Source organism: Dysgonomonas sp. Marseille-P4677 (assembly GCF_016652235.1).
GTDB lineage: Bacteria > Bacteroidota > Bacteroidia > Bacteroidales > Dysgonomonadaceae > Dysgonomonas.
Genome location: NZ_JAEPKU010000056.1, coordinates 1 through 25,594, shown reverse-complemented (window position 1 = coordinate 25,594; position 25,594 = coordinate 1). Strand labels below are relative to the sequence as shown.

Sequence of the window (25,594 nt, the reverse complement as noted above, 5' to 3'; positions counted from 1 at the left end):
TCAAATAGATGATTCCGCCTATTTGCCTATTGAGGACAAAAGTATGGGTTCGGATGAGTGGAAATTGAAAGAAATACAATCAATAAAGTCAGATTCAGCAACATTGAAAGACACAGATTATAATAAATTAGCTAGCGGAACAAATGCGCAAATGTCATCTGCTATTGATTTTTTATCTAGTCACAATCCCTCATGGAGTGGATACCGAGAGGCATATGATGAATTTTACACTAAAGATAAACGAGCTAGTATCCCGATATCATATATAGTAAAAACATCTAAATCAACACTTAATAAAGTTTTGCCGTCATATAGAAAGTCTTTTGCCAAAAACTTGGCTAATTCATTGTGGGAACAGGATATTTATGTAACATCATCAGGAAGTCAAAATACCATTCTCAATTTTACTGGCGGAATATTTGCATCAAATAAGAACATTGCAGATATGCAAACTATTATGGAAAGTGATGCAAGGCATTTTGGTTTTAAGCAAATTCAATACAGATGGTACAAGGGAGCTAATGAATACACATTTTATGATCTAAAACAATAACCGCCCTACTTTCACAAGCAAAATATATTATTAACCTTAAATTAAATATTACTCTTAAACAAAATGTACGAAAAAGTAAAAAAGATTTGTAGTCATCCTATTGGGAGCTCAGTTATTGGAAGTGTAATCTTTACTATCTTAATCACCTTAGTATCATTACTTTTTAATATTATTACAACTCCTGTACCTTTATGGTTATGTCTGGCTTCAATTCTTGGTACTTTTATAATCACAGTACTATCAATACATTTCAGTAAAAAAGAAAAAGCAAAAAGAGCAGAAAGTCAAAGGATTGAAAGACATAATAAATTAATGGATAGACAAGAAAAAGAAAGAGCTAACTTAATCTTAGCTTGTTTAAACAATGAAGACTTTAAAAAGTTAAGTAAGCTTTATAACTCAACTAAGATTGAAAGATTCGGCAAACAGGCAAGAATAGTCTCCGATTCCGAATATAATTATTATTATCCGACAATAGAAAAAACATATACGCCGACAACAGAATATAATATTAAATTTCAAAATATTTCTACAGATAGATATGCAGATAAAATTATCTATACATTTTCTAACAAATATTTTTATTCTATCCTTGAAAATTATGTGAATACAGGAGAGAAGAAAGGAATTGAAATATAAAACAATAACCGCCCTACTTTCACAAGCAAGACGGCCTTACTGATAAAAAATAACTATATTGGATTAGAATTTGTATTTTAGTCCGAACAAATGTCCGTTACTTTGATTGGCTAAACTTTTTTGATACTGATACTCTAGGCCTAAGTTGTGATAAAACACACCGCCGCCGATTCCTATATAATTCAAAGTAGAATAAGAACCGGAAACAAACGGCTGAAATATTCTCTCTTTATATATTGTCTTTTGTTGTATTATAGGAGTAAAATTATAATCTATCCCGGAGAGCTTATTATATTGGATTGTAGGATATAGTTCTAACTTACCTAGTTTCTTATCATCAAATAATATTGCGTTATAGGTTCGTTTCTTTTCATATTCTGCAATTATCGCGGCTGTATCAACTATTTGTTTTTGAGTTTTTGTTTCAGTATCCTCAATCACTTTAACAGGCAATAAAGGAATTACCGGAGTCTCCTCCTTGATCGGGGAGAGTTGTTCCATACTTACCGAGCCTGAGACGGTATCTCCCTTTATATATTTTGTTTCCTCAACTGTTTTAGTCGTTAGGCCGTGTCCCAGATACCCGATAAGGAAACCTCCCAGAAAAACAAACAGAAACATTAAATACTCAATCTTTTTCATACTATATTTGCTATTCCGTTAGTAATAATATAATGACACTCGCAGGGGTGATTCAAAATTGAGGGTTTAACGGTTATCTTTTCGTTCTTTATTTCAACATCCCAACTACACCCCTTATCGTCACTTTGTTTGGATACGCCATCAATTGTAAGCGTACTTATTGGTAGATTAACGAAGCATTTATCTTCGCAAAAACATAAATGAGTTAAATACATTTTATCTTTCCGAATGTACATTATATTTGGTTTTAAATCATCTATATTGATATCAGAAACAAATTCAACTGTAACGGGTACTTTCTTTAATGTTCTCATTTTATTACCTTTTTAGCAATGATATACAATTCCCATCGTTCAGCAAGTCCGATATATCCTCCGTTCACTCGCTTTACAACGGCTTTAAATCTCTCATACTCATCCGGGCCGCCTAGCCTATCCGCTAATTGGTTTACTCCGTTCGTTTTCCAGAAATATCCGGCGGAGATAGCGGCATAATCCCATGTTTCAAGCAATTCCGGAGTATCAACAAAATCTACTCCCGGAGGTAAATTCTCCATTTTGTTCAAAGCTCTGTAATTATCTTTGAATGTTGTTTGTATAGCTCCGCGCCCTTTATATTTCCAACCGTCTCCCGGATCAGTATTCCCGTAACGGCCGCCATATACATAATTTGCAATCTTTTCCGGTTGCCGGACATATTCTTGCGCAAAAGCCGGAGTTTTAAAACGGGAGGGCCAAGTCTTCATCAATCCGACAACCGAATAATTTAGATATTCAACCAATACGTTCAAATGCCCGGTTTCATGCCCTATTATAGAGAAGAAAGCCCTCAGCCTGTTAAGAGTAGTAATATCGTATGTGTTTACAGCTATATCCAAATTGGGAGCCGCCAATATCCGAACTGATTCCAGACTGAATTTATACAAGCTTCTTAATAAATCAGATGTTATTTTCATTTTGTTTCTGCTTTTTTGATGATAATCTCAACTATCTTCTTTTTCTTTCAAATATTTAGTAAACGCTTCTAACATAGCTGAAAAATCCTCTTTATTCCTGTATATGCTACCTGCTAACTGTCCTACCCTTTCGAATTTGACTTTATCTTCAGCTTTTTCCAGTATAGATTTTATTTCAATTATGCCGATACCAATAGCCCCTAAAAGTGTCATAATGGGAAATAACGGGATGTGTGTATCATGGAATGTATTTAAATACCAGACAGCTAACATTTGCATCACATCTACGATAGTCAAGGCAAACAGAGGTAAATAATACCGCCCCAACTTATCTACCGTTCTCCTGAATCCGTATGAGCTTCTTAGCTCACCTCTTTGTTTCGCTTTTTTGCAACCGCTGATAAGGTCGGCTATTACCATACAGAATACTAGTATATACTCCCCAAAGAGTAGGATACATACAATAAATATTTGTTGGAAGTTAATTTCTATAATCATAATATATCGAAGTATGATTGCCCTCTCTTAGAGATGGCAAGATTATAATTGATTGTTTGGAGTATATAATTGCATGATTTCTTATTTATAAATTTCACTAGTCGTACCATATTGGGCCTTAACTTTAGCCCTAAATAGAGCCAGTTCATCATCAGGTATCTTTGCGAACTCTCTCAGATAACCGCCTTTACAACCGACTACGGAAGTGTCGAATATCTCAAATCCTATTTTATCGATAGTATCGAAATCTACAAACCGAAAATCTAAGCCTTTCGGGTTTACAAATTTGGGATTTTCGCGTAAGGTATTAGGCCCTAGCGATAAGGGTGTACCCCCTCCATTATCAAATGTATTATTAAATGCTATCCTGATAAATCCTGTTATAGGTATGGTTTGCGTTACATCATAATATATTATATTTCTTAATATATAATCCCCGTAAGACATAATTGTTCTTATAGCTGCAGTTAACGGATAGGCCATGATATTGTTATATATATGTAGATAGTCATCGACCTTACTCTTGTTACCCTGATGTGAGAAAAACAGGTAAGGTGCGCCGTATAAGAGGTTATTCCTTACTGTTATTGAAGTAGAGCCTTCATCCAAATAGACACAGGAACTAAGTTTGTTTGACGAATGTATGTCATGTATTATATTATTTTCGATTATAGACCCGCTACAGTTCCCTAGTGTGTAAATTCCCCCGACATCATTCAACAGGAAATTACATGTATGATGTATATTATTATAAGCTATACGTATGTTTTTAATTGATGTAGGGTTTGAATGTGACGGCTCCCACGCATACCCGAATGTTATACCGGAATAACCAACAAGGGACATATCGCAGTTTGTAACACTGCACGAATCGGCAAATGTTATCATAATGCCCGATGCTTGCTGTAATATTTTACTTGTGTTTTTTACTGCGCAATTATGTATATGTATATTGTACGGTACGTTTGTTGCTGTCTGGTTCGATTGATCGTATTCGCCTATACGCATGACTCCCGCACCCAGATCATGGAACGTACTATTATAGATATATGAATCTTTCGAATCGTTCATGAAGTTGATAACATTACGGGCGAACAGGCTGAAACCGCAATTGGCAAATACAAGGCTTTCAGCTGACGCAAGTATTGCACACGGAAATGTGCGCCCCTGTGATGTATCCAGACTGAAACGGCTGTCTTCTTCAAAAAAGTTATGGTAAGTCTGGGAGAAGTTGATACCCGAGAAAGAACATTTACCTGAAATATTAAACAGAACAGATGTTTCCGGCAGTTCTACAGATATGCCCCCTATGGTTTCATCGTCTTTTAACTTATAATATAAATAGCCGTCTTTAGTATAGAAAGTACCTTTGGCGAATGTCTCACGGTTCGCATCAACGCTTAGGGCTGTATTTATATTTTCTATAATATATCTGTCTCCCGCCTGTATAGACCATGCAGTCTGTGTAGTGGCGGACATCGTGGATTGGGCTATCCTTACTTTGTTGGTAGTGGTATTTACACTCAGAATCTTACTCTTGTAAGATATCCATTCTTTAAATACCGTTATATAAGCATTGGTATATTCAGTGGCCAGCTTCGCTATATCGGCGGCAGGGAAAGTAATGTTGAGGTATAATACATTATCTACCGTTTCAGCGCTTATTGCTCCCAGCTTTGGCAATATCACGCTTTCATAAAACTTCCCTTCCCTGATGGTAGATGCAGGTAGGCGCATCTCACCGTTTACAGCTATAAAATGCTGCATTTGTTGCGTTACGGGTATTCTGTATACACCCGTCGATACCAATGTGAAATCGGATGCCGACAACAATCTCGAACCTTTTATTGTAGGCCTCGGACTATCAAAAGAGTCGAATGATATACTGTTATATCCTACAAATCTTAAGTCCTTACCTGCTATATTTATATTTATAGCCCCTGACAATCTAAATGTATCGGTGTTCAGCAAACGGATATACACGATCCGTTCAGTTGCAGCAGAAGCAAGAGCCAGAGCCTTATCTATTGTTTTTACAGGAGCTGTTGATGCTGTACCATTGTTTGTGTCTACACCTGCGGAGCTTGAAACATATAGATTTTTAACTTCTGATGTATTGTCCGTTATTTTTTTATTGATATCATTTATATCGAATGGCAGTTCTACCTGCTTGTATCTTTTCAGATGGTCAATTTCATTTATTGCCGTACCTGCATTATTACCGATAGAGGATATATCAAGAACCTGTCTGCCTCCTAGCGTAAACAGGCGGCTAACCTCTCCCATTTCCTCTATTATAAATGAGCTTCGAATATCTGTTACCTGAGCCGTTGGGGTATTGATCCCCGTCTTTACATTAAATGAGAGAAAAGGTGTACTTCCTGAATTGAAAGCATATTGATTGGTTGTGTTTTTTGCTATTTTTATCGTAGATACCGTATCGGTAGCGGTTTTGTATAAATGAATGACATTACCTGTTATATTATAACCGGTTAAGTCCAGTTTATAATCCGTATCAGGTTTCAAGGCATACATCCATAGTACCATCCAGTAGGTCCAGTCTGTATACAGCATTCCTGTATCGGGGGCTATCCCGCCGTTTATGATATTAGGCCTTGCCTTATCGGTTATGTCTACAAATCCTTTATTTATCAATTTTATCAAATCGGTACTCAACCCTTTTAAAATATCCTTACCATCCTCTGTTTTAAAATCAAAGGATACATGAGCCTCTTTGCATTCAAATGTATCGTACGAGTCGAAGTTCAACACATTATAGGGGGCTGCTGACGCGGTTTTAACAACAAAAGAAATCAGGACGTTTGTATCGTCTGTCGTAAATTCATATGTACCTTCCGGTGTCTTCTCAGTCAGGTATATCTTTCTGCTTGCTGCCGTTCCCACCACATTTGCGCTTTTGGGGTGAAAATTAAGGACGGGCAATCTTCCCAGTCCACTAATGGTATTGGTTTCCCATGCGGATGGATGGCCTAGTCCCGATATAATATATTGGGTATTAGGCTTTAGTTCGTAGGCTGCTACAGCCTGAGAAGTTTTGTCTAGGCTTATATTCAGACCGCCATTTATCCCCTGTCCATAGTAGCCAATATGTGGAACCATGTATTCTCTCAGATCAAAATACCTCGATTGTTTAAATGAGTGCATTGTTGTCGTTTTATCGCGCGGCTCGTCTTTATTAAAAGCTTGCCAGTTGCTTTCAACACTCCATCCACTTAGATCGTTTCCGATATACTTCTCAGATATCCATTCAGGTTGGGATACTACCGATGATTGTATAGTCTGGATATAATCCCAAACAGGTGCGGATGCTAAAACCGCCTCGGAGTCTATCCAGTAAGTAGTTTTTAATGTGACTGCATTCAAAGGAATAGGAACCTCTCTAAAGCTTCCTTTTACATTCGAAGGGTCGGTGTTGAATATAAACCCGCTTATGTATGTTCCTGCACTATTATAAAAAGCACCCCCTCCGACTCCTGTTGTAGGATGAATGCGTACTTTTATACGGTTGATACCTGATAAGGGGATAGTGACAACCATAACAAGGGCATAAGCTAATATTTTTCCTGTATTGTATTCAACGTAATATCCTTGCGTTTTTGTGAAATTTATATTTTGTATCCAAACTTCGCCGTTAGATAGTCTATAGGACACGGATTGTCCTAAAGCTCTAAAATTGGTTGGAACAGAATCGCGGGCTTCCTGCTTAGTCAGGTAATCATATCTGTCGTTGAGCTGTGAAACATTCAGTGTGTTTTTATCCTTTGACAGTGAGTCATTCGTCCATGCTTTCTGACTCACAGCTAATGCGACATCTTGTCCCGTTTCTTGAGCTAATTCCCCTGTTCTGATAACAGAGCCTAAACTTGTTTCAGTTTTGGCGTAATCATTCAGATTTATAGTTGGCACATCTGGGACTTGTGTTGTTGCCTTCCATATACCAACGACATCACATTTATATATTACTCCCGGATACGGAGTCCCTACATAGGCTGTAAAGCCCACTTCCGGATTTGGGTAATCCTGTTCTAATAAGTGAGGACTTGAAAAATAACCTTTATGTTTATCCTTTGCAGCATCTAAACGTTTAAAATTCTCATTTATCGATGCTGCTTCAGTACCCCAGTCCGATCTTGTTTTTATAGGAATTAAGTCCATGTTATTCAATTATATTATTCTCATTAATATTATTTGTCACCGATCTGTTGTCCTGTGATATAGTTGCAACTTCTAACGATTCGGCCGTTTTTTTATAATAAGCAGATACCGTTTGGTAAAAACGCCCTGATCTAGGTCGTGCTTCTATATTTGTTTTTTTATATACTACCTGTTCAGACATATTTTATATCGCTTAATTTTGCTGTATCTTCCGAAAACTCGGAACTGACCAATGTTGTTTTTGCATTCGAAAAATCTATAGTACACCCCATTGTAAAGAATTCTGTATCAAACAGGCTCTCACATGTTGTCTTTTTCAGAGATGGATTTATGCAACCTCTGATGTCTATCTCTATGGTTTTTCTTTTAGAGCTGAAATTAGAATGGATAGAACACATCAAGAGCCTTTCCAGAATATCAGTTTGTCCGGATCTTATATAAGACAATTGACATTTATACTTATTTTCATCCTCTTTAATAAGAAGACTCCCTCTGGTTATCGGTAAATTATCTTCATTAGCCGAGCATACAATCAATTGCTTTTCATCAAAGTCAGTCTTTACCTTTGCATTTACATAGCTACTAAATTCTACATCTGGTATTTTTAATGTATTATCATTAGCATCTACAATATCAATTGAAAAGTTATTTATCAATAAATCTTTTGGATATTGAGGTATAAATATATTTGCAGGTCCGTAAACCCCCCATTCTTTATAATCTCCGTGTCTGGTACGATGGAAAACTGAATAAGATGTATTTGATATATTTATAACAATATTCCCGGCGACACCATAGAGCGGAATTAATAGGCCTTCTTTATCTGTTAAAAGCAGACGTCCTGTTCCTGTAGGATTGCCTCTCGAATTTCGTAAACTACTCCATGTATTTAATACACTCGTTAATGAGTTTGCATCACCTGCCATAAACCATAATCTTGTAAGTGGTAGTGAACCGCTATACGTTTGCCAGTATGATTCTCCTCTTCCGGGAGGCCCTTGAAAACACTGCATTACATTATCATTCTCATCTACGGTATATATTGCGGCATTTATAGTAAGTTTTGAGGATGAATCACCTTTACCTATTGGTTCGGAATCATCAAACGGATTATCTTTTGCATTTACATAAGCCTTTAAATTCAATTTCAAATAAGTTGTATCAGATGAAAGCATATATCCATTAATGGGGATAGAAAATACACTACCCGGCTTATCCCCATCCCTGAATGTAACATCTGAACCCACTATCGTTGGATTCTCTGTATAACGGTCTGAGGACAAGTCCGTATATTTGATATATCTATAGTCTTTCCCCCAATTAGAGCATTTACCATAAATTCCACGCATATACTCCGGATAATGCATGTCCGTACTCATTAACTTTGATAAGTTGTCGGCTGTTACTTCTCTATCCTTTGCCGAATCTCCTAGTTCTCCATATAAAGAACTAGTTATCTTTACATTATTTATCATCTCCTCAAATGATAACGATGATTCTGTCCCGGCTAATCCTAGTTTTCCTATATCCCCAAGATTGAAATTAACTGACTGAGTTCCTATAAAAGCAAGTGAATGAAAATCATAACATTTCATCTGTAAATTTTTCTTCACTGTATTATAATCATAGATGTATACATTAGCATCCAGTTGTACCATCATCATTCCAAATGGCTCCAATATACCTTTTATCACCTCATCACACTTACAGGCAGCTCCATCCTCATCATAGAAGTTTGAGGACTGTATATATAATTTATGAAATATTGTTTCTGAGTCCGCAAGTGTTATTCCCTTTAGTGTAGTAGTACATCCGATGTACAGCTTGCTAAATGGAAGTCCAAGCTTATCAAATACTCTTTTGAGTTGATTTATAAGAGTTGTGATATCATTAAACCTTGTTTCCTCACCTTTAAGGAATTTCAACCGTTCCAATATATTAAAATCTGCCGCCGTAAATTCTACCGGATAGGGAATAGCATTTGTAAGTATTTCAGAGTATAACTCAGAATCGAGCCAACCAATCCAATATAAAGTATTATTTCTATAGAACTTCACTATGTATTTTTGCATATCATCAGTATGCAATTTAATATACTGAAAATTACGCGTACTTATTAGATTCAAAATCGCACCACTTCCGCATATAGGCTCAAATTTCTTTTTAGTGTCATATGATAGGATAAAGGGATTTCCGGACCCTTTTATCTCTTCTGTTGGCATATATAAAGGAAAGGGAGGAGATAACGTCGTGTTTGCTTCCAAATCAACTCCCAATGCTTCCCCATAAATCTCAATCCTATTCAGGATATTGTCTGTGCCGTAAAAGCTATAGTTATATATTAAATATTGATCTTCCATATATCACTAACCATGTATTTGTCAGACAACCGTTAACTCATTCTGTTTTTTCTTCGCGTATAATTATCTAGTACTCCCACAAGCTTAGAGCCTTCGATTGTGAACCTCACCTCTCCACCATCTCCAACAGTATTAATAGTACCGCCTCCATTTAGTAAATCGAATAATGTTTTTTGCTGCGATCCATTCAATATCATTTCTCCGCCGTTTACCCTCGCCAGATTCATATCTCCTATAGCAGTACCTTGTATTATACCTCCGTTAGCAAATTTTGGTATTTGGGAGAATAAGGCTATTACCCCGGCGATGGCCGCGCCTATAGCTATCAGATTAACCGGGAATGGTAGTTTGGCGGCTGATTTTCCCGCTTCTGTTGCGGCAACGGCAGTATTTGCGGCGACTTCTGTTGTGGCTGTTGTAGCTTTCGTTGCGGCGGCGGCTTGATCTGCGGCCATCCCGGCCGTAGTATTAGATATTTTTGTGGCTGTTGTGGCTGTGTCTATTGCTGATTCAGCTTGTTTAGCAGCAGATAATGAATTTATCACTTCCGTCATTTTTTCAATCATGCTAATAACAGATAGTAAACCATCAATTGTGGATGTCATCACATTCCATACAGCCATTATACGTTCCCATCCTGATGCATCTACATTGCTAAACACATCTTTAAGTCTTTCTACAGAATTTACCATTCCGTCAATACCGCTTATTCCATTTTTTATCTCAGAATATAGGCCTCCGGCCAGTTCTTTCCTAATATTTCTGATTTCTATTTTAGCCTGTGCCAGTTTCATCGCTTCAGATAATGAAAGGTTTGGATTGTTAGACATCATTTTATCTATTTCATCCAGGAGGCTCTTTGAACTTTTCATCGCTGATTCTGAGAGTTTTTTATAGGCTTCCTGATATGATGAACTATTCGATATTATATCATCGGCCTCAGCATTGAATTTCAAATCTACTTTTTCAGGCTTAGAGCTTTTTGCGGCGAGCAATTTTTTATACCATTCGTTAGTAGCTGCATCAGCCCCTAACAATGTTCCCGCTAACTTTACCGTATTATCAATAAGGTCCTGCATGCTAGTTATGTATTCCTTATCGGATATAGCCCCGGCCGTATGTTGATCTGTAAGTTTCTTGATAGAGGTATTATATTCATTCTGTAGAGCTTGTAATTTACTATTCTTAAGGGCAACTAGAGAATTGAAAAATTCATTTGTACTAGCATTAGCCCCTAGAATAGATCCTGACAGTTCTATAGTATTGTTTACTAATTCTTGTAGCTTAGTGTTATACTCTTCCTCTGTTATCGCTCCCGCATTTCGGCTGTTAGTGAGTTCTTTTAAATTCTCATTATATTTTTTTTGTGATTGCTCTATTTCATCTTGTGTCTTATTATATAGCGGATTTGCCGCCATTTGTTCAAGATTTTTCAAATAATCAGAATCTAATAGTTTTTTATTTCCTGTTCCTTTGGCATCTATTACAGTTTTGCGGATCAATTCATCCAAAGATTTATTATATTCTTGCTGATTCAACCCATATAGACCAGCAGTATCTTTGTTTAATTTTAATTGGGCATCTAATTCTCTTAGACTCTGAATGTATTTTTCTTCCGATTTTTGGAGTTCCGATTTCTTCTTATCATCGTCAGGATTCTTTTGATTGTCTATACTTTTCTTATTAGACTTAATAATAGCATTTTCAAGCTGTTCATTAGTATAATCATATATTTGTAGATATTCATTGCCTATCTTGGCTATAGATTTCATTGCCTTATCAGCTTTATCCATACTGCCAACCATTTTATATGTTGCCTGATATAAATCATTATATGAAGTACCTTTTTTGGTTCCTAGGCGCGCCAATATCATAGCTTGATCTCTCGATAATCCTCCTTCTCTAGCGGATTTGTCGATTTGATCGTTGACCTCTACATTCTTTTGTGCATAAAAATCGGCTTGAGCTGCTGCTTTTATTAATTCTATTCTCTCTGCAACTAACTTATTTAATTCTTTCTGATTCTTTCCTTCAACCTGAAGCATGCTATTTAATTTAGCCTGAGCTTCATTTATCTCTTTTTGGCTCCTTGTTTTGTCATTCATTATCGACAATTGAGCCTGTAACATCTTTATTTCAGAGGTGTTACCTGCATTACTTGCTTCTTTTTTAAAATCAGAGAATATATTTTTCACTCGCTTAACCTCATCATACATATTTTTGAAATATCCGATAAGGGAAACTAATGCTGCGATAAGAAGAGCGGGCCATAAAGCCTTCCACATTGATAGGGCTGATGCTTTTATTTTCAAAAATGTACCTCTAATCATAGCCCCGGTCGTAACCCAAAAACCTCCCGTTTTTATTGCAGCAGCTTGAGCATCGGCTAATTTAGCCGCCTCAATAGCTTTGCTTTCGGCTAATTCTCTGGCTTTTAGTAAGGTTTGTGCTTTAGATACAGCGCGCGAGGCCTGTAACCTCTGCTTTTCGGTTGCAAAAAATGCGGCTGACTTGGCGCGGTCTAAGGCTATTTCTGCCTCAACTCTTGCGGCTGTTGCAGCTGTCATTTTCGCATTTGCAGATTCTGAACTAGCAATAATTTGTTTACCTGTAGTCGCGTATGCCTGATAAACTTTAGTTAATTGACTAGTAATATAAAATGCTATAAATGCAAAAACACCGACTATTATATTTCTTATATTATCAGATGCACCCATTATTAGCTTTGTAAGTCCATCTACCAAAGCCTTAAACTTCTCTCTGAATCCAACACCTTCCGTAAATCTGGTAAACATATTCTGCATCCTGATTATGGATGTTTCGAGGTTATCGGTATCTACATTCGGTATCATTTCATTTAAGGCATCGGCGAATTTTGGCAGGATATCAGCACTCATCAGCTTTCCTTTTTTTAGCAGATCATCAAGCTTTGATATAGGAACTCCGGCGGCTTTAGCCATTGCAGCCATTGCAATAGGTAGCCTTTCTCCTAATTGTCGCCTTAGTTCCTCTGAACTGATTTTTCCCTTACTCATCATCTGAGTTATTGCTAAGAATGTTAGATTTGTATCCTCCGCACTCATTCCATATGCGGTTGCAGCTCTTGATGTGGCTTCAAATATTTTTCTTTGATCCTGTATCGACATATTTACAGAATCCCCGGCCGCCTTAAACTTGGCATAAGCCATTACCAGAGAATTTATCTCTACTCCGTACTTATTAGATAAGCCATTGAGGAATCTTAAATTATCTGCGAAAAGGCCTGTACTTCCTGATACATTTTTAAGGGCTGTTAATGCCTTGCCCGTTTCTCTGGCTACATCTTTCATTCGGGATACTAACCCGGTTAACCCAAATCCGGCAGCTCCTAATGCAGCCGCAAATGTGATTATTTGCATCTGTAGAGACCTAAACGAATCTTTTATTGTTTTGGTTCCCCTCTTGAAATTCTCAGTTAATAAATTTACTGCTATGCTGAATGATAATTTCCCTGCCATATTAATTACTTTTAGTCCATGTTATCCTACTTAAATCGATCATCTCTCCTTTTAGGAATCTTTCTAAATCATCTTTATCCCTTTCCATTGCTAGTTCTGCTTCTTTCTTTATTTGTTCCTCTTCCCATGGGAAATGCATTATATCTCTAGGTGATTTTATTTGTTTAGAATCAACATGTGGCCTCATATTATGAAAGGTCCAAAGTCTCGATGACTCCATTTCCTCTCTTTTGTGTTTTTCGTAAGCATCAATATATATTTGAATGTCACATAAATCCATCCTCTTAATTATATATTCGGCATCCATCCCTCCTGAAACGATAAGAGTAGAAACTACATCTTTTATATATGCTGCTTTATTACCGTCACGTGTTTCACTTGTATCACTGCTTACATTAGGCATAAATTGTTGAATGATACTAATACTTCTAATCAGGTCTTTAGTCATTCTGCTGAACATTTTTTCATTTTCACACAGAACTTTAAATTCATCTCTGGTTATTGGGTCTATATTATTACACAATACCGTACAATACAACATATCGCACATATTCTGATTATCTGTATAGTCTATTTCATGAAATGGCGTCCCTGTCAATAGTTCATACTTAATGATTGACTCTATAGTTAATTTGATCTTTATTTTCATAGGATATTTTCTTATAAACCATAGATTTGTCAGACATAACAACAAGAGAAGCCCTCACTAAGGGTGCTTCTCTTTATTTGTGAATGAGTAAGGCTTTCGTTGTTTCAAATAATCTAAGTTGAATTGATTTTTATAAGCCTCTCTTTCAAATGATATATTGAGATAAGCTTGCTTCTTATCTCTGTATCTGATAACGCCTATTATCCATTCTATCACATACCATAAGTAGAAGAAAACTACAAACAACTCCATTATTTGTCTGGTATGAATACGTTCATGATTTATCATCCAATCAACTAATGGTTTACATTCTCTACGGGCAAAAAGTATCCCACATATATTAATAGCAATATATCCTTTGAATGGGAGGATATTATTATATATTATTTTCATTTTTTCTAATGATTAATATTTTCATCATAAAAAAGAATAGAGAACTATAGAGTTCCCTATTCTCATTCATTTTAGGCATTCCAATTATGGAGTTATTGTTCCATCTTCTAATTCTCCAGTTCCTTGCATGGATATAGAGGATGAACAAATAGATCCATTCTCAGCAGTCATTGAGAGTTCGGTTATAATGGCATATCCTTTTACAAATTCTTCTCCTTTCGTAAAGTCATCACCTGTTTTTACTGCTTTACCCATTATAAACGGGATAGGAGTACGGGAGGCCATCAAAGTCTTTAATGTTTTAAAAGATACATGACCTGTAGTCTTCGATAATAATGACTCACATGATACGGTATATCCCAACTGCCCGACTAGAAACTCCTTCCAATCTCCCGACATCTTACTCGATGTATCAATAGTATCCGCGGATAATTGAATACCGCATGATGTTCCGAATGCAACCGGATCAACATCTGATCCATTTGTGACAAATAGCATAAGCTTGTCACCTGTTATTAAATCTGTACTCGCTTTATAAACTTTAGGCATGATGTAAAATATTTAAATTATAAAATTTCGAAAAGTAATACCTGTATATATTTATTATCCTCATAATCTTCTGATGAATCTATTAGCCTTATTTTAATTATAGAATTAGGATCACTGTCATCTATAAAGTCATCATCTAAAAGTTCATTCAGATGTGATGCTATTTCCTGCGATCTGTCATAGTCATTCGACCAAACATTAATATACACTAGAGGCTTTTGTAACGCTACACCCATTTTTGTCCTCTCTTTTGAGTATCCATCTCTTTGATACAGGATAAAGTCACCGATAGTGTCTTTAGGAGCTACTACAGGGAATATTTTTTTCCCTACATATGATGTTGTGATATCATCATCTAGCATTATTTGGCGGACTAGTGTTGTTACTTTTATTTTATTATCTGCTAATCCCATTATAATCTGTTTTTTATTCTGTAAACTACCTCCTCTACGCCTTCATACAATTTGTTTATGGCTTGTGGATAATCTTGAGATTCTGTATCACTCCAAAATCGGGTAGCAGGCATCTTACCTACGTATTTACTGCCTTTGCTTTTCCAGTATCTATCTTTTGTTCCTCTATCTACCAAATGTGCATGATTTCCGCCTCCAATCAGCATATTTTTAGTACTTCTTATAAATCCCGTTAACACTCCCGGTTTATTTTTTTTGACCCTTACAAATAAGCTATTGAGTAAATTTCCTGTAACGCCTTTAGCTTTGCGCATAACCTTACGGAGCCTATATTTACCCCCGGTTTCAAAAACTTTTCCGGCCTTTTGTAATCCTTTTTTAATGGCCTTATCCTTTTCAAACCCTTCCAGATTATGAACTAGATAAGTGATATTTTCTCTATCAATTTGTTTAATAGTTATCATTCATTTATTTTCTGGAGAGTCAGCAATAATGAATTATCTGTCTGTTTATCTATTAGTTTTATTTTATATTTTATATTCTGAAAAATAACTCTTTGAGAATCGTTTATATTTGGATTATACCTAATCTGAAAGATAATCATGTCTCCTAGAAATTCTTCTCCGGCATTTACTCCATCTCTATCCATTACGGCGGTTAATTTCAGTTTATTACCCCTTACCTTCAAAATAGAAACATAATCTTTTTTCATGGCTCCGGATGCAGATTGAACAGGCCGTAATTCCTGAATGACTAATATTTCACGTAATAAACCTGCTCTCATTTTCCGTAATCTCTATATAATCCGATAAGATGTCTATACACGGGAGTTTCATTCATTGTTCTGCCAAATACAACAGTTTCCCGATGTGCGTAATAATCTCCTATCTGTAAGCAAATAGCGTAAAGAAGATTGGACGGGATTTTCCCGCCCCCATCTTCTAAATCTTTCAAATTCACGCAAATGTCATCTGATACAGTAGCCTCGGCCGCCGCAATGAGCATTTCTATATACTCATCATCATCGGTGAAATCCTCATCTACAATCAGATGTTTCTTTGCGGTTTTTAGGTCTATATATGCCATAGATTGTAAATAGTTTTACTTCATAGAGGCCACAGAGAAAGATTCTTCTCTTATTTTACCCATATTCCAGTAAGAATTTACGATAATACGCACCATTGCATTTCCTGCCTGAGTGAATGGATCGGTCACGATATCCAATGCACCCCATTGTCCTAAGAAATAATGCGGCCAGTTCGCAAATACAGAGCCATACTCATCAGCACTCGCCCCCAATTCTTTAGGCAAGTTATTTGTACGGAATGCGCGGTATCCGTTTAGCATACCATTTCCATCATTACCAAATACAAAACCTCCGGCTCCGGATGCATCTTTGACTTTGGTTTTAGCCTTTCCAATCAATGCCGGATGTAGGATATAGGCTAAATTCCCAAATAGAGCATTCTTTAGGTCTGCATCTGTTTCCATCTTTACCACATTCTCCCAATTAATTGCGCCTAGTGAATTATCTACACCTTGAAATAATCCATTAGGTACATTTGCGGCGGCCGCATCGGCACTAAAAGCCGTTTGCTCTACTTTTTGAGCTACAGCCTCACCCAAAAGGGCGCGGATAATACCCTCTATCGATCTGTTTTCCTGTATCAATAGTTGTTTAGATATATCCACAATCGCGGTTAAACGATTAGGTTTGAACACATCTCCTTTTAGGAACTCGCCGCCGCCATCTTTGGCCGGGGCATTCTCTCCCTCCCAATATACATTTACGGCTGAATGTTTGGGCCAAGATATATCTCCTACTAATCCCGTCATTAAACGGACTCCGGCTTGTGATAGAACAAGATTAGACTCCAAAGGGAGTAATAGCTCTTGTTGTTCCTCATCGATAACAACTCTTTTGGGAGATTCAGTTCCGGCGGTATATGCTGCCCTTGCTTCCAATGGAATTATCATCCCGTTGGTTGCGGAAAAACCGGCGGATCGATGGAATGCGCTTGCTGCATCGATAACACTAGCCTCTGATTCTCTTTGCTCAACTTTATTAACTTGAGAAAGTATCGCTCTACGGAGTGAGAATTTTTCGGTACTAGGCTGATTGTGAGGAGTGAATTGTCCTCTGTTCTCAACCTCTTTTTCCCGGATATCCATATCTATAGACCGGATATCCATTTGTATTTCATTGTACTCCTTTTGCTCAACATCCGTAAATGCACGAGATTCTTTTTTTGCAGAGTCAATAAGTTCTTTGCCTCTCTTTACTAGACCGGACCTTTCGTCTTTTAAATCAGTTGTACTTTTTTCTTTTGCCATGACATTAAAAATTAAATTGATTTTCTATATTGTTCCAATATTCTTTTAGTTCTTCATCTTTTGCTCTTTTTTCAAGTTCAGCAAGTTCTTTCTCAGCATTCTCCTTACCTCTGGTATATACGGTTGTTTCAGAATATGCCGCATCATATACAGGCGATACATCATATACACGCGCTATCTTATGGATGGTCCGTTTCCAGTCTCCGGATGATTTTTTCTCCCATGTATCTTTAGATACTGTAAAAGCGAAAGAACTTGAATCTACCTCTCCTCTACGGATATTCTCTAAAAGTTCATCTCCTAATGCAGTCGCCGGAGCTTCAAAGGAATATTTAAGCCCTCTTTCGTCTATATGCAGAGAAAGAGAGCCTTTACCCTTGTTGTTTCTTGCTAAAATCCCTCTGCGTTCATCATGATTCATCAGGGCAAATACATCGCTCATTTCAAGAACACCATCCAATGCGCCCCTCTCTATAATTTCCTCGAAATATAAACCGTCACTAGGCGTATCGAAAAGCATAGCATATCCCGCTACAGTCCTTTTCTCACTATCTACAGTAACCGGCTGTGATATATTTCTGATTTCTTTTTTATTTTCCATCTTGATTTTTATTATTAACCATAGAATTGTCAGACAATTCATTTCTTCTTTACGTTTTTTTCTGAATCAATTGCATTTAATTTTACAGCTTTCTCCAAAGGTTGTATATTGACTTGCACAAAAGCATTGTCCCCAAATTCAACTTTAGGGAGGTTATTTTCTCTTCGTATTTCGTTAGGTGTCATAGCACCAATTTGAAACATTTGATTTAGATAAGTCCCTTGTGCTGCTTTATCTGCTCTTAAAAACCCTGTAGTATTAAATTCCGATTTGACTTTTCCTTTTTCTGATTTTTTAAATAACTTTCGGTTTAATTCTAACTCAATTTTAGTTAGTATCGGTGCAGCTGTATCAGTCAAAAAGCCCAATTGTGTGGCCTCAACCGTTGCATAACTTGAATTTGATAGATCAAATGCTTTAACGGGTGACACAGAAAAAAAACGACAAACATCAACTACGTTAAATTGTCTTGATTCTAATAATTGCGAGTCTTTTGGATTAATGGTTATAGGTTGATATCTCATGTTTCCCTCCAAGATTACAATACCATTTGGATTCCCTGTTGCGGGATCAGTTCTAGCACTCCATTCTTTATAATTTTGATTTTTTTGATCTTGATTCAATCGCGTCCCCTCAATAGTTAGTACCCCGGCCATATTCGCGCCGCCCTTGAAAAACTTTGCGGCATGGGTTTCCGAATCTGTAGATATACCGAGTGTTTGCCTCGCATGTTCCAAAGTAGATACACCAATAATTCCATCATAAGAAAAATTGAGGAAGTGGATCATATCTTTCGGTTCTACCATATCCTTAAATCCAACTACCTGATACCTCTTTCTCTTAATTCCCAAAGAATCAAGAATCCAAACTATATTTACCTGATGTGATTGTAGATAAATTAATTGTATCGCATTTCCCCTGCTATCCCTCTCTATGTAGGCGTATGCATTACCCTTTAATAGAATAGAGGCTACCATCGTTTTAAAGAAAGTAAAGCGTGTCATATCCTCATTAGGCTCATCATTCATTAGAGAATATACCGGATGATCTATGAATGGCCTCTTAAATCCCTCTGAGTCTATGCTAAATGTCTCTAAGGGTAATTGAGCAACTGCATCAGATATAACATCTACACAACGATATACTGTACTAAGTAACATTGCATTTTCACGGCTTCCAAGAAATAATCTATTGCCGGTATATCCAGAGGCCGTTGTCTCACTTATTTCTTTTTTGGATGCCTTGCGTATTTCAATTCCAAATATTTTCATGTCTGTTTTTTTATACAAACCATGAAAATGTCAGACATTTAGAATGTAGCTGAATATCTAGGGGAACTCAGATAAGCACTTAAAGCCATAAGCCCGGAAATTACACCATCTATTTTCTTTTCCTCATAGAGCTTTGAGGGTTTTGTGTTTCCGTTCCTGTCCCGTGCCATAACAACATTGCGGAAACAATGGCGGTTTATCTCATTGTTATCTATCTTTGCGAAACCTGATAACATTAGTCGTTCCATTTCCTTTGTAGGTCTATTGAAGTTACCTATTGATTGAGATACCGGTTCCATAGGGAGACCCTTTTCAGTTGCATTTATTACAAACTGTGTAGCATTCCAGTTGTCATAACCAATTGTATTCAGACAAATAATATTATTTACATCCATAATGTCATTTAGTATATAATCATAATCAACAACATTGCCGGGAGTTATTGTAATTAACCCTCGTCTTTTCCATTCTCCATATAATTCTTTAAACCGTTTCTCTCGTAAAGCCGCTTGAGGTAAATAGTAATGCATCCTAAAATAATAAGCATCAGGAGTTGGTATAAGGAAAGCGGATGATGTTAAGTCGCTAGTAGATGATAAGTCTATCCCGCCGTATGCTTCCATTCCCCTAAAATCCTCCAATTTCACATCCTGACTGGCATTTATGATATAATGCTCCGGTATCCATACCGTTTCCGCATCACACCACATATTTAGATTTTTAGTTTTTACATTTACCTCATCCGATGAAGTGTTTTTTGCTTTTGTAATTTGCTTTTGTATGTAATTAGACCTAACGGTTACTCCTAAATTAGGATTACTTTTTATCCAAACACTTTCATCTTTCCAATCATCCCCATTATCCAGGCTATAGATAGCAACAAAAAAAGAATCATCCTCTTTCAGCTTTTTCAATATCTCTATTCCTGTTGTCCGTAATTGGTAGCATGGGCCTAGCTTATCAAATCCGGCTGTAGTAATAATTAATCCGAGTGGATTATCTCGCATACCTTGTCCAGATTCTAATACACCTTTCATGCTATTATCCTTTGCGGCATGGTATTCATCAAGTATAAAAGTTGATGGGTTGGGACCGTCCAACTTTGTGGAGTCAGAGGCTAATACTTTCAACCATGATTTAGTTTTGTCGAATTTTATAGTATCCCTAAATACTTTCAGATATTTACTCCGGGGATCAAGTCTCTCAGCAAAATTTGAGCATAGAGGCCATGCGGATATTTTTACCTGATCTTTTGAGTTTGCCGCAAAATATACCTCAGCTCCATCTTCATCATCGTTTAATAATCCATTAAGTCCGATTCCGGCTCCGATTGCTGATTTTCCGTTCTTTCTTGATACCTCAACATAGGCCGTTTGCACTAATCGGCTACCATCCTCTTTGATGTAGAAACCATAAATACTGGCTATAATAAATTCCTGCCACGGTTCAAGGATAAAAGGCTTTCCGGAGTGTTTTCCTTTAAAATGCGTTAGATGATTAAAAAATCTTATGACCTCATGCACCTTATCCTCTCTGAACTCATATTCATCTCTTTCCATGAGTTCAAAAAAACGCTCACAAGCGAGTTTAATATACTCCCCTGCGATAATTTCTCCAGATAATACATCTTGTGCATATTTTATGTATATCATTTTTTTCCATCAAAAAACTTATCCAGAGGGCCAACTTCTTTATCGCCCGGATTAACTGCTTTCATGCTAGTACGGGATTTTATAGTTAGTCCGTATTCTGTCATAATTTTCATTACCTGACCGTAATTCTTTGTAGCTATCGTTTGCGCCGGATGTGGTATGACATCTCCATACTTATTTTTGATGAGAGGCCCGTCCTCTAATAATTTGTCGCTTGCTTGTAAATACATTTCATAGCTAACAGTCAGCATATTTAATGCACCTAGATCGATATTCTGTATTGCATTGTTTTTGTTTAGCTCTTTGAGTACATCTTTTATGAATTTGCTCGTTTCTAAACTAACATTATCCGGTATTTTAAATTTTACTGCCATAGTCAAACATTTTTATACAAACCATGAAAATGTCAGACATCGTATTTTAACAATTCCAAATTTTGAAAATTTTGCCGTGTGTGTAAAGTCGTCTTGGGTGAGGTTTGGGAGGTGATTTTCGTTAAAAAAAATCCCCATACCCCTCCTTGATAGTTGCAAATGAAACCATATCTCTAAAAAATAGTTTCAATCGGAACGTTATTTTATGAGACTTTGGCATCAGAATGATAGAAAATCGCCCTATTTATCTCTAAAAATGAGGCTTTTGGTACTAATTGTGCTTCTTTTGATGGCACTTTTTACACAAACTTTGCAAGTTTTCATAGTCAAAAGCAAGTCTCATCCTTTCCTCTGGATCGTCCGTACTCATAAATGATTTGATGTGATGTATGTCCTCAGCCTTTATAATAATATTATTCTTTAGACATTCCTCACAAAGAGGATCACAAATGAATTTCCATGCGCGTAAACGCCTCCATCTTTCAGAGTTGTATATCCTCCGGCGTTCAGCATCATAACTATTCCCGGTATTATTCCGTTTGTTCTGGGGCTTGTATATTGTAGGCATCTGTATAATAAATTAGCTTTGAATCTTGTATTATTTGATATTGGATCATCTTATATCTGTATTTGAAATGGTCTAATATCTCTTTTTCTGATAGGTTAAAAGCTGTTTTATCTTGAATGACATATAGAATTGTTTCTTGAAAGATATCTTCAAAAGACATTGATCCGAAGTTTCCCTCTTTGCCCTTGTTAAATTCCTCTCTCAATCTATCATAATGCTTTGCTATTATAGATGAAACAAAACAGGAATAAGGTTTCTCTTTATGACGATTTCTTTTCGGTGGAGTCAGTCTTATTTCTAATCTCATTTAATGACCTTTTTAGTAATGTTCTTATCATTGTAGATATTCCGACATTATGTGTATTGCATAATTCTTGTAATTCTAAACTTGTATTAGAATCTAATCTAACAGTTATTCTCTCCTCTTTCATATAAGTTATTTATCTACATAAAGATATTTCTAATAATATCTCGTTTATTTATATAGATGAAATTAACAATTTACCATAGGAGACTAAATGTTAAATCTCACATAACAGATGAAAACAATTAAATAAAAGTTTGCGTTAAGCAAACTTTTATTTATCTTTGTAGTGTAGTTAATGAATTACTAATTGCAGGTAAGACTGCTTAAAAATCAAACGTTCTATGAAATATTTAATCGATGCGATAATGAAGATCGCAAATGAAAATCCAGACGGATTTACAATCGAGTTGACAACTCTCTTAAAAGTTGAAAAAGGTTTTTCGGTTGCCTACAAAGAAACTCAAAATTGTTTCGGTATCGAGGGATTAAAAAGAGTGATTATACACTCTGAAACTCACGGTAAAGTTATCGGGGGATGGTTAAACGAGGATAACAACCTCTACTACTTCGATAGTATAATGATAGTTGAGAATGAGATCGAAGCTATTAAGCTAGGAATCGAAAACGAACAAATCGCAATCTTTGATATAACTAATCTAAAGTTAATCAAGCTCTAAAAGGTAGGGGAGAAATCCCCTACTTACTTCTAAAAACAATTTATTAACAATCAATTAAAATTTACTATTATGAAAGTTCTCAATTATAAAAAATTCGCTCATTCAGATTATGAAAATACAGGAGACAATTATCATATGCTCGGAGAAGTTGTTTTTAAAACAAATGAGTTAAAGGATGGTAATAACCCTATAGGTGTTATTATCCAAATACACGGATATGATGAGTACAGAACTGATATGTATGGTAATACTAATGATGGCGAAATAAGAATAGCAACTATAGAAGAGATTGAACAGTATAGACCTGATTTATTGTCTGATATTGTAACTAATATTGAAATAGCAAAGGATATCCAAAGTATAACATTAAAAAGTTGTTACGGAGAAACTATTGTATGTTCTGTAAAAGAAATAGTTAAATACGAATCTGGGAGAGTTCGTTATATAATGGATAACAAAAAATGCAATGATTTTCATAATTCATTGTTTGTTGTGGAAACTATGGATTGTAGAGTCCGATCTATTGACATATTTATGAGTGGTAACTATCATGTCTTTGCTAGTTATAAAAATTTTAGAGGGAATTATAAACAAGGTGCATGGGCTTTCGATGCAGATATATTAAAAATAAGATAATTATGGAAACAATTAATTTTAATACCTTTACTTCCTCATCAGTAAGAGGAAATAAAAAAAGCGAAAATATGAGAGGTATAGACTTGTTACCAATCGCGGAGGAAAATAAAGCCAGACTCAAAGAGTTTGCATTACAATACAAAAAGTTTGCCCGGATCATAGTTGAGGTTATATCCGTGACAGATAACCGGATCATTGTAAGAGTAGAACAAAAAGAGGCTGTAAACAATAAGCTTTTAACTAAAAAGGAACTAGAGGAGAGGGTTAGAGACATGTTTAAAGGAGAAATCCCGGAGACTTATAAACTCACTATTTCCGCCGTAGATTTTGACCGGAGGGACATTGAAGCTATAAATATGGATTGGATCATTAAGAAGATGGAGAAATTAAACCTTAGACAAAAGGATTTAGGTTCTCATCTGGGTATTGATAAATCATCTTTGAGCCTCATCTTTGGAGAACAAAGAGAGCTTACAAAATGGCAAAAGGCTTGTTTCTATTACTTCTTTAAATATTACGAACAAAGCAACTTTAAATAAACAGAAAAGCGAGTTTTGAGACTCGCTTTTTTTATTTTGCTATCATCCGGTTAAAGAATGGATGTAACTGCAATTTCTTAGCGTTCTCACTCTCAGAAATTCTAATATATATCATAAAGGCTTTTTCCGTTTTGTGGCCTGTTATCTTCATTATCTGAATAGGCGGTACTCCGGCTAAAAATGCGTTTGTTGCGAACGAACGGCGCGCGGTATGGGCTGATACTAAATCGGACTTTTTCTCAGTCTTAGATGTCCTTAAAATACCTTTTGTCTCATTTACTAAAACCTCATCATCAACCTTTGCAGCCTTACAGACTTCTTTTATATATTTATTAAATTTCTGGTTAGATATTACTTTAGGTAAATTATAATCATACTTCTCCAGAATAGATTTTACAATAGTATGCAATGGAATAACTACAGGAGTAAGAGTCTTTTGAGTAAGTATTTCTATGTTATCCTTTTGTATGTTGTTTCTTGTGAGTCTGGAAAAGTCAGAGAAACGGAGGCCTGTATATGATGCAATGAGAAACCAATCTCTCACATTTTCTAGGCGGGTATCGCCGGATAAATCATGTTTATAGAGTTTTTCAAGTTCTTTCTCTGTAAGATAAACGGCCTTTGTGTCCTCTTTTGGTTTGCTAAAAGCTCTCTTTCTATAATCTAAATTATTATGTAGACCTCTTTCGTAGGCCTCATTCATAAATGTTTTTAAAATTTTTATTCTGGTTCCGACTGTATTAGGGGAGTATCCCTTCTTTTGTAAAAAACTTATATAACTATTATAAAAATCTATATCAATACGATCAAAAGATAACTTTCTGTTTTTTCCTTTCTCATATTCCTCTAGATCTCTATGTAACTGTTTATATGTCTTGTTTGTGGATTGCGCTCTATTTGATGTTTCTATAGAATGTGTGATAAAGCCTAAAAGATCAGATGTTATTTTATTCGTTTGGTCTTTATGTGATCTGAAAACCTCATCTAATTTTGCTTTAATTACATCGTTATTCAGTTTTATATCTTTTATCTGTAATTCGCGGATTATAGATAAAGTTTTCTCCTCAATATTTTGCAATCTTGAATTTAGCTCTTTATTTGCCGGATAAGCATTTGTTATTTTTACACGGCACATTTTAGGGAGCCAGAATTTGGTATGAACTGAGTCTCCTATATAATATCTTAAAAATACAGTTTGTCGATATTGCTCTCCGGTTGTCTTATTCACAGATATTTTAAAAGCTCCATAGTAGACCGACATATAAATAGGGGAAATATCCTTATCTTTATATTTCAAATTGAATTTTACAG

Annotated in this window: 28 protein-coding genes; 5 read left to right on the top strand and 23 right to left on the bottom strand. The window is 36.0% G+C overall.

Annotated features, from left to right (window positions below; translation table 11 throughout):
• Together JGH11_RS10935 and JGH11_RS10930 are read left to right on the top strand one after the other, a co-directional pair.
• A partial coding sequence (locus tag JGH11_RS10935) for a hypothetical protein (protein WP_201111628.1) occupies positions 1-553 on the top strand: 553 nt, incomplete at its 5' end.
• 63 nt (positions 554-616) lie between these two features.
• Positions 617-1,192 carry a hypothetical protein gene (locus tag JGH11_RS10930; RefSeq protein ID WP_201111627.1) on the top strand — a complete coding sequence of 192 codons (576 nt, stop codon included), beginning with the start codon at positions 617-619 and terminating at the stop codon, positions 1,190-1,192.
• A gap of 63 nt (positions 1,193-1,255) precedes the next feature.
• Here the strand turns inward: JGH11_RS10930 and JGH11_RS10925 are convergent, their stop codons facing one another.
• The 22 genes from JGH11_RS10925 to JGH11_RS10820 all read right to left on the bottom strand — a co-directional run bounded on the left by JGH11_RS10925 (position 1,256) and on the right by JGH11_RS10820 (position 22,431).
• The gene (locus JGH11_RS10925) at positions 1,256-1,834 is read right to left on the bottom strand and encodes a hypothetical protein (RefSeq protein WP_201111626.1); all 579 of its coding nucleotides are present in this window, start codon (positions 1,832-1,834) and stop codon (positions 1,256-1,258) included.
• Positions 1,831-2,148, bottom strand: a complete 318-nt coding sequence (locus tag JGH11_RS10920; protein ID WP_201111625.1) for a DUF6527 family protein — start codon at positions 2,146-2,148, stop codon at positions 1,831-1,833. The genes JGH11_RS10925 and JGH11_RS10920 overlap by 4 nt, the downstream gene beginning before the upstream one ends.
• Complete coding sequence (locus JGH11_RS10915; RefSeq protein ID WP_201111624.1) at positions 2,145-2,789, bottom strand: glycoside hydrolase family 19 protein; 645 nt, start codon at positions 2,787-2,789, stop codon at positions 2,145-2,147. The genes JGH11_RS10920 and JGH11_RS10915 overlap by 4 nt, the downstream gene beginning before the upstream one ends.
• Before the next feature lie 27 nt (positions 2,790-2,816).
• Positions 2,817-3,287 (bottom strand): phage holin family protein, encoded by a 471-nt coding sequence (locus JGH11_RS10910; protein ID WP_236263957.1) that lies wholly within the window; start codon positions 3,285-3,287, stop codon positions 2,817-2,819.
• 81 nt (positions 3,288-3,368) lie between these two features.
• On the bottom strand, positions 3,369-7,463 hold the full coding sequence (locus JGH11_RS10905) for a right-handed parallel beta-helix repeat-containing protein (protein WP_201111623.1): 4,095 nt from the start codon (positions 7,461-7,463) through the stop codon (positions 3,369-3,371).
• A 1-nt stretch (position 7,464) separates the two neighbouring features.
• Positions 7,465-7,644 carry a hypothetical protein gene (locus JGH11_RS10900; protein WP_201111622.1) on the bottom strand — a complete coding sequence of 60 codons (180 nt, stop codon included), beginning with the start codon at positions 7,642-7,644 and terminating at the stop codon, positions 7,465-7,467.
• Complete coding sequence (locus JGH11_RS10895; RefSeq protein ID WP_201111621.1) at positions 7,637-9,823, bottom strand: hypothetical protein; 2,187 nt, start codon at positions 9,821-9,823, stop codon at positions 7,637-7,639. Before JGH11_RS10895 ends, JGH11_RS10900 begins: the two co-directional genes overlap by 8 nt.
• 32 nt (positions 9,824-9,855) lie before the next feature.
• Positions 9,856-13,320 carry a tape measure protein gene (locus JGH11_RS10890; protein WP_201111620.1) on the bottom strand — a complete coding sequence of 1,155 codons (3,465 nt, stop codon included), beginning with the start codon at positions 13,318-13,320 and terminating at the stop codon, positions 9,856-9,858.
• A 1-nt stretch (position 13,321) separates the two neighbouring features.
• Positions 13,322-13,969, bottom strand: a complete 648-nt coding sequence (locus JGH11_RS10885; RefSeq protein WP_201111619.1) for a hypothetical protein — start codon at positions 13,967-13,969, stop codon at positions 13,322-13,324.
• A gap of 57 nt (positions 13,970-14,026) precedes the next feature.
• Entirely contained in the window at positions 14,027-14,362 is a 336-nt protein-coding gene (locus JGH11_RS10880) for a hypothetical protein (RefSeq protein WP_201111618.1), read from the bottom strand.
• Positions 14,363-14,446: 84 nt separating this feature from the next.
• A complete protein-coding gene (locus JGH11_RS10875) occupies positions 14,447-14,911 on the bottom strand; it encodes a phage tail tube protein (protein WP_201111617.1) in 465 nt (154 codons plus the stop codon).
• Between the two features lie 17 nt (positions 14,912-14,928).
• Positions 14,929-15,324: a DUF3168 domain-containing protein gene (locus tag JGH11_RS10870; RefSeq protein ID WP_201111616.1), complete on the bottom strand. Its 396-nt coding sequence runs from the start codon at positions 15,322-15,324 to the stop codon at positions 14,929-14,931.
• Positions 15,324-15,788: a hypothetical protein gene (locus JGH11_RS10865; protein WP_201111615.1), complete on the bottom strand. Its 465-nt coding sequence runs from the start codon at positions 15,786-15,788 to the stop codon at positions 15,324-15,326. Before JGH11_RS10865 ends, JGH11_RS10870 begins: the two co-directional genes overlap by 1 nt.
• Positions 15,785-16,108 carry a phage head closure protein gene (locus tag JGH11_RS10860; protein WP_201111614.1) on the bottom strand — a complete coding sequence of 108 codons (324 nt, stop codon included), beginning with the start codon at positions 16,106-16,108 and terminating at the stop codon, positions 15,785-15,787. Before JGH11_RS10860 ends, JGH11_RS10865 begins: the two co-directional genes overlap by 4 nt.
• Entirely contained in the window at positions 16,105-16,410 is a 306-nt protein-coding gene (locus JGH11_RS10855; protein WP_201111613.1) for a head-tail connector protein, read from the bottom strand. The genes JGH11_RS10860 and JGH11_RS10855 overlap by 4 nt, the downstream gene beginning before the upstream one ends.
• A gap of 15 nt (positions 16,411-16,425) precedes the next feature.
• Positions 16,426-17,658 (bottom strand): phage major capsid protein, encoded by a 1,233-nt coding sequence (locus tag JGH11_RS10850; protein ID WP_201111612.1) that lies wholly within the window; start codon positions 17,656-17,658, stop codon positions 16,426-16,428.
• A 4-nt stretch (positions 17,659-17,662) separates the two neighbouring features.
• Positions 17,663-18,259, bottom strand: coding sequence for an HK97 family phage prohead protease (locus JGH11_RS10845; RefSeq protein WP_201111611.1), 597 nt, complete (start codon positions 18,257-18,259; stop codon positions 17,663-17,665).
• A gap of 38 nt (positions 18,260-18,297) precedes the next feature.
• Positions 18,298-19,530 (bottom strand): phage portal protein, encoded by a 1,233-nt coding sequence (locus tag JGH11_RS10840; RefSeq protein ID WP_201111610.1) that lies wholly within the window; start codon positions 19,528-19,530, stop codon positions 18,298-18,300.
• Between the two features lie 38 nt (positions 19,531-19,568).
• Positions 19,569-21,182, bottom strand: coding sequence for a terminase large subunit (locus JGH11_RS10835; RefSeq protein ID WP_201111609.1), 1,614 nt, complete (start codon positions 21,180-21,182; stop codon positions 19,569-19,571).
• Positions 21,179-21,556 carry a phage terminase small subunit P27 family gene (locus JGH11_RS10830; RefSeq protein WP_201111608.1) on the bottom strand — a complete coding sequence of 126 codons (378 nt, stop codon included), beginning with the start codon at positions 21,554-21,556 and terminating at the stop codon, positions 21,179-21,181. The genes JGH11_RS10835 and JGH11_RS10830 overlap by 4 nt, the downstream gene beginning before the upstream one ends.
• A 271-nt stretch (positions 21,557-21,827) precedes the next feature.
• Positions 21,828-21,938 carry an HNH endonuclease gene (locus tag JGH11_RS20200; RefSeq protein ID WP_370567588.1) on the bottom strand — a complete coding sequence of 37 codons (111 nt, stop codon included), beginning with the start codon at positions 21,936-21,938 and terminating at the stop codon, positions 21,828-21,830.
• Positions 21,939-22,086: 148 nt separating this feature from the next.
• Complete coding sequence (locus JGH11_RS10820) at positions 22,087-22,431, bottom strand: hypothetical protein (protein WP_201111606.1); 345 nt, start codon at positions 22,429-22,431, stop codon at positions 22,087-22,089.
• A 341-nt stretch (positions 22,432-22,772) separates the two neighbouring features.
• Between JGH11_RS10820 and JGH11_RS10815 the strand changes: the two genes are divergently transcribed.
• The 3 genes from JGH11_RS10815 to JGH11_RS10805 all read left to right on the top strand — a co-directional run bounded on the left by JGH11_RS10815 (position 22,773) and on the right by JGH11_RS10805 (position 24,283).
• Positions 22,773-23,108 (top strand): hypothetical protein, encoded by a 336-nt coding sequence (locus tag JGH11_RS10815; protein ID WP_201111605.1) that lies wholly within the window; start codon positions 22,773-22,775, stop codon positions 23,106-23,108.
• 69 nt (positions 23,109-23,177) lie between these two features.
• Positions 23,178-23,744, top strand: coding sequence for a hypothetical protein (locus JGH11_RS10810; RefSeq protein ID WP_201111604.1), 567 nt, complete (start codon positions 23,178-23,180; stop codon positions 23,742-23,744).
• A gap of 2 nt (positions 23,745-23,746) precedes the next feature.
• The gene (locus JGH11_RS10805) at positions 23,747-24,283 is read left to right on the top strand and encodes a hypothetical protein (protein WP_236263956.1); all 537 of its coding nucleotides are present in this window, start codon (positions 23,747-23,749) and stop codon (positions 24,281-24,283) included.
• A gap of 31 nt (positions 24,284-24,314) precedes the next feature.
• On the opposite strand, the gene JGH11_RS10800 is transcribed toward JGH11_RS10805, so the two are convergent.
• The coding region (locus JGH11_RS10800) for a site-specific integrase (protein WP_201111603.1) at positions 24,315-25,594 on the bottom strand (1,280 nt) is incomplete at its 5' end.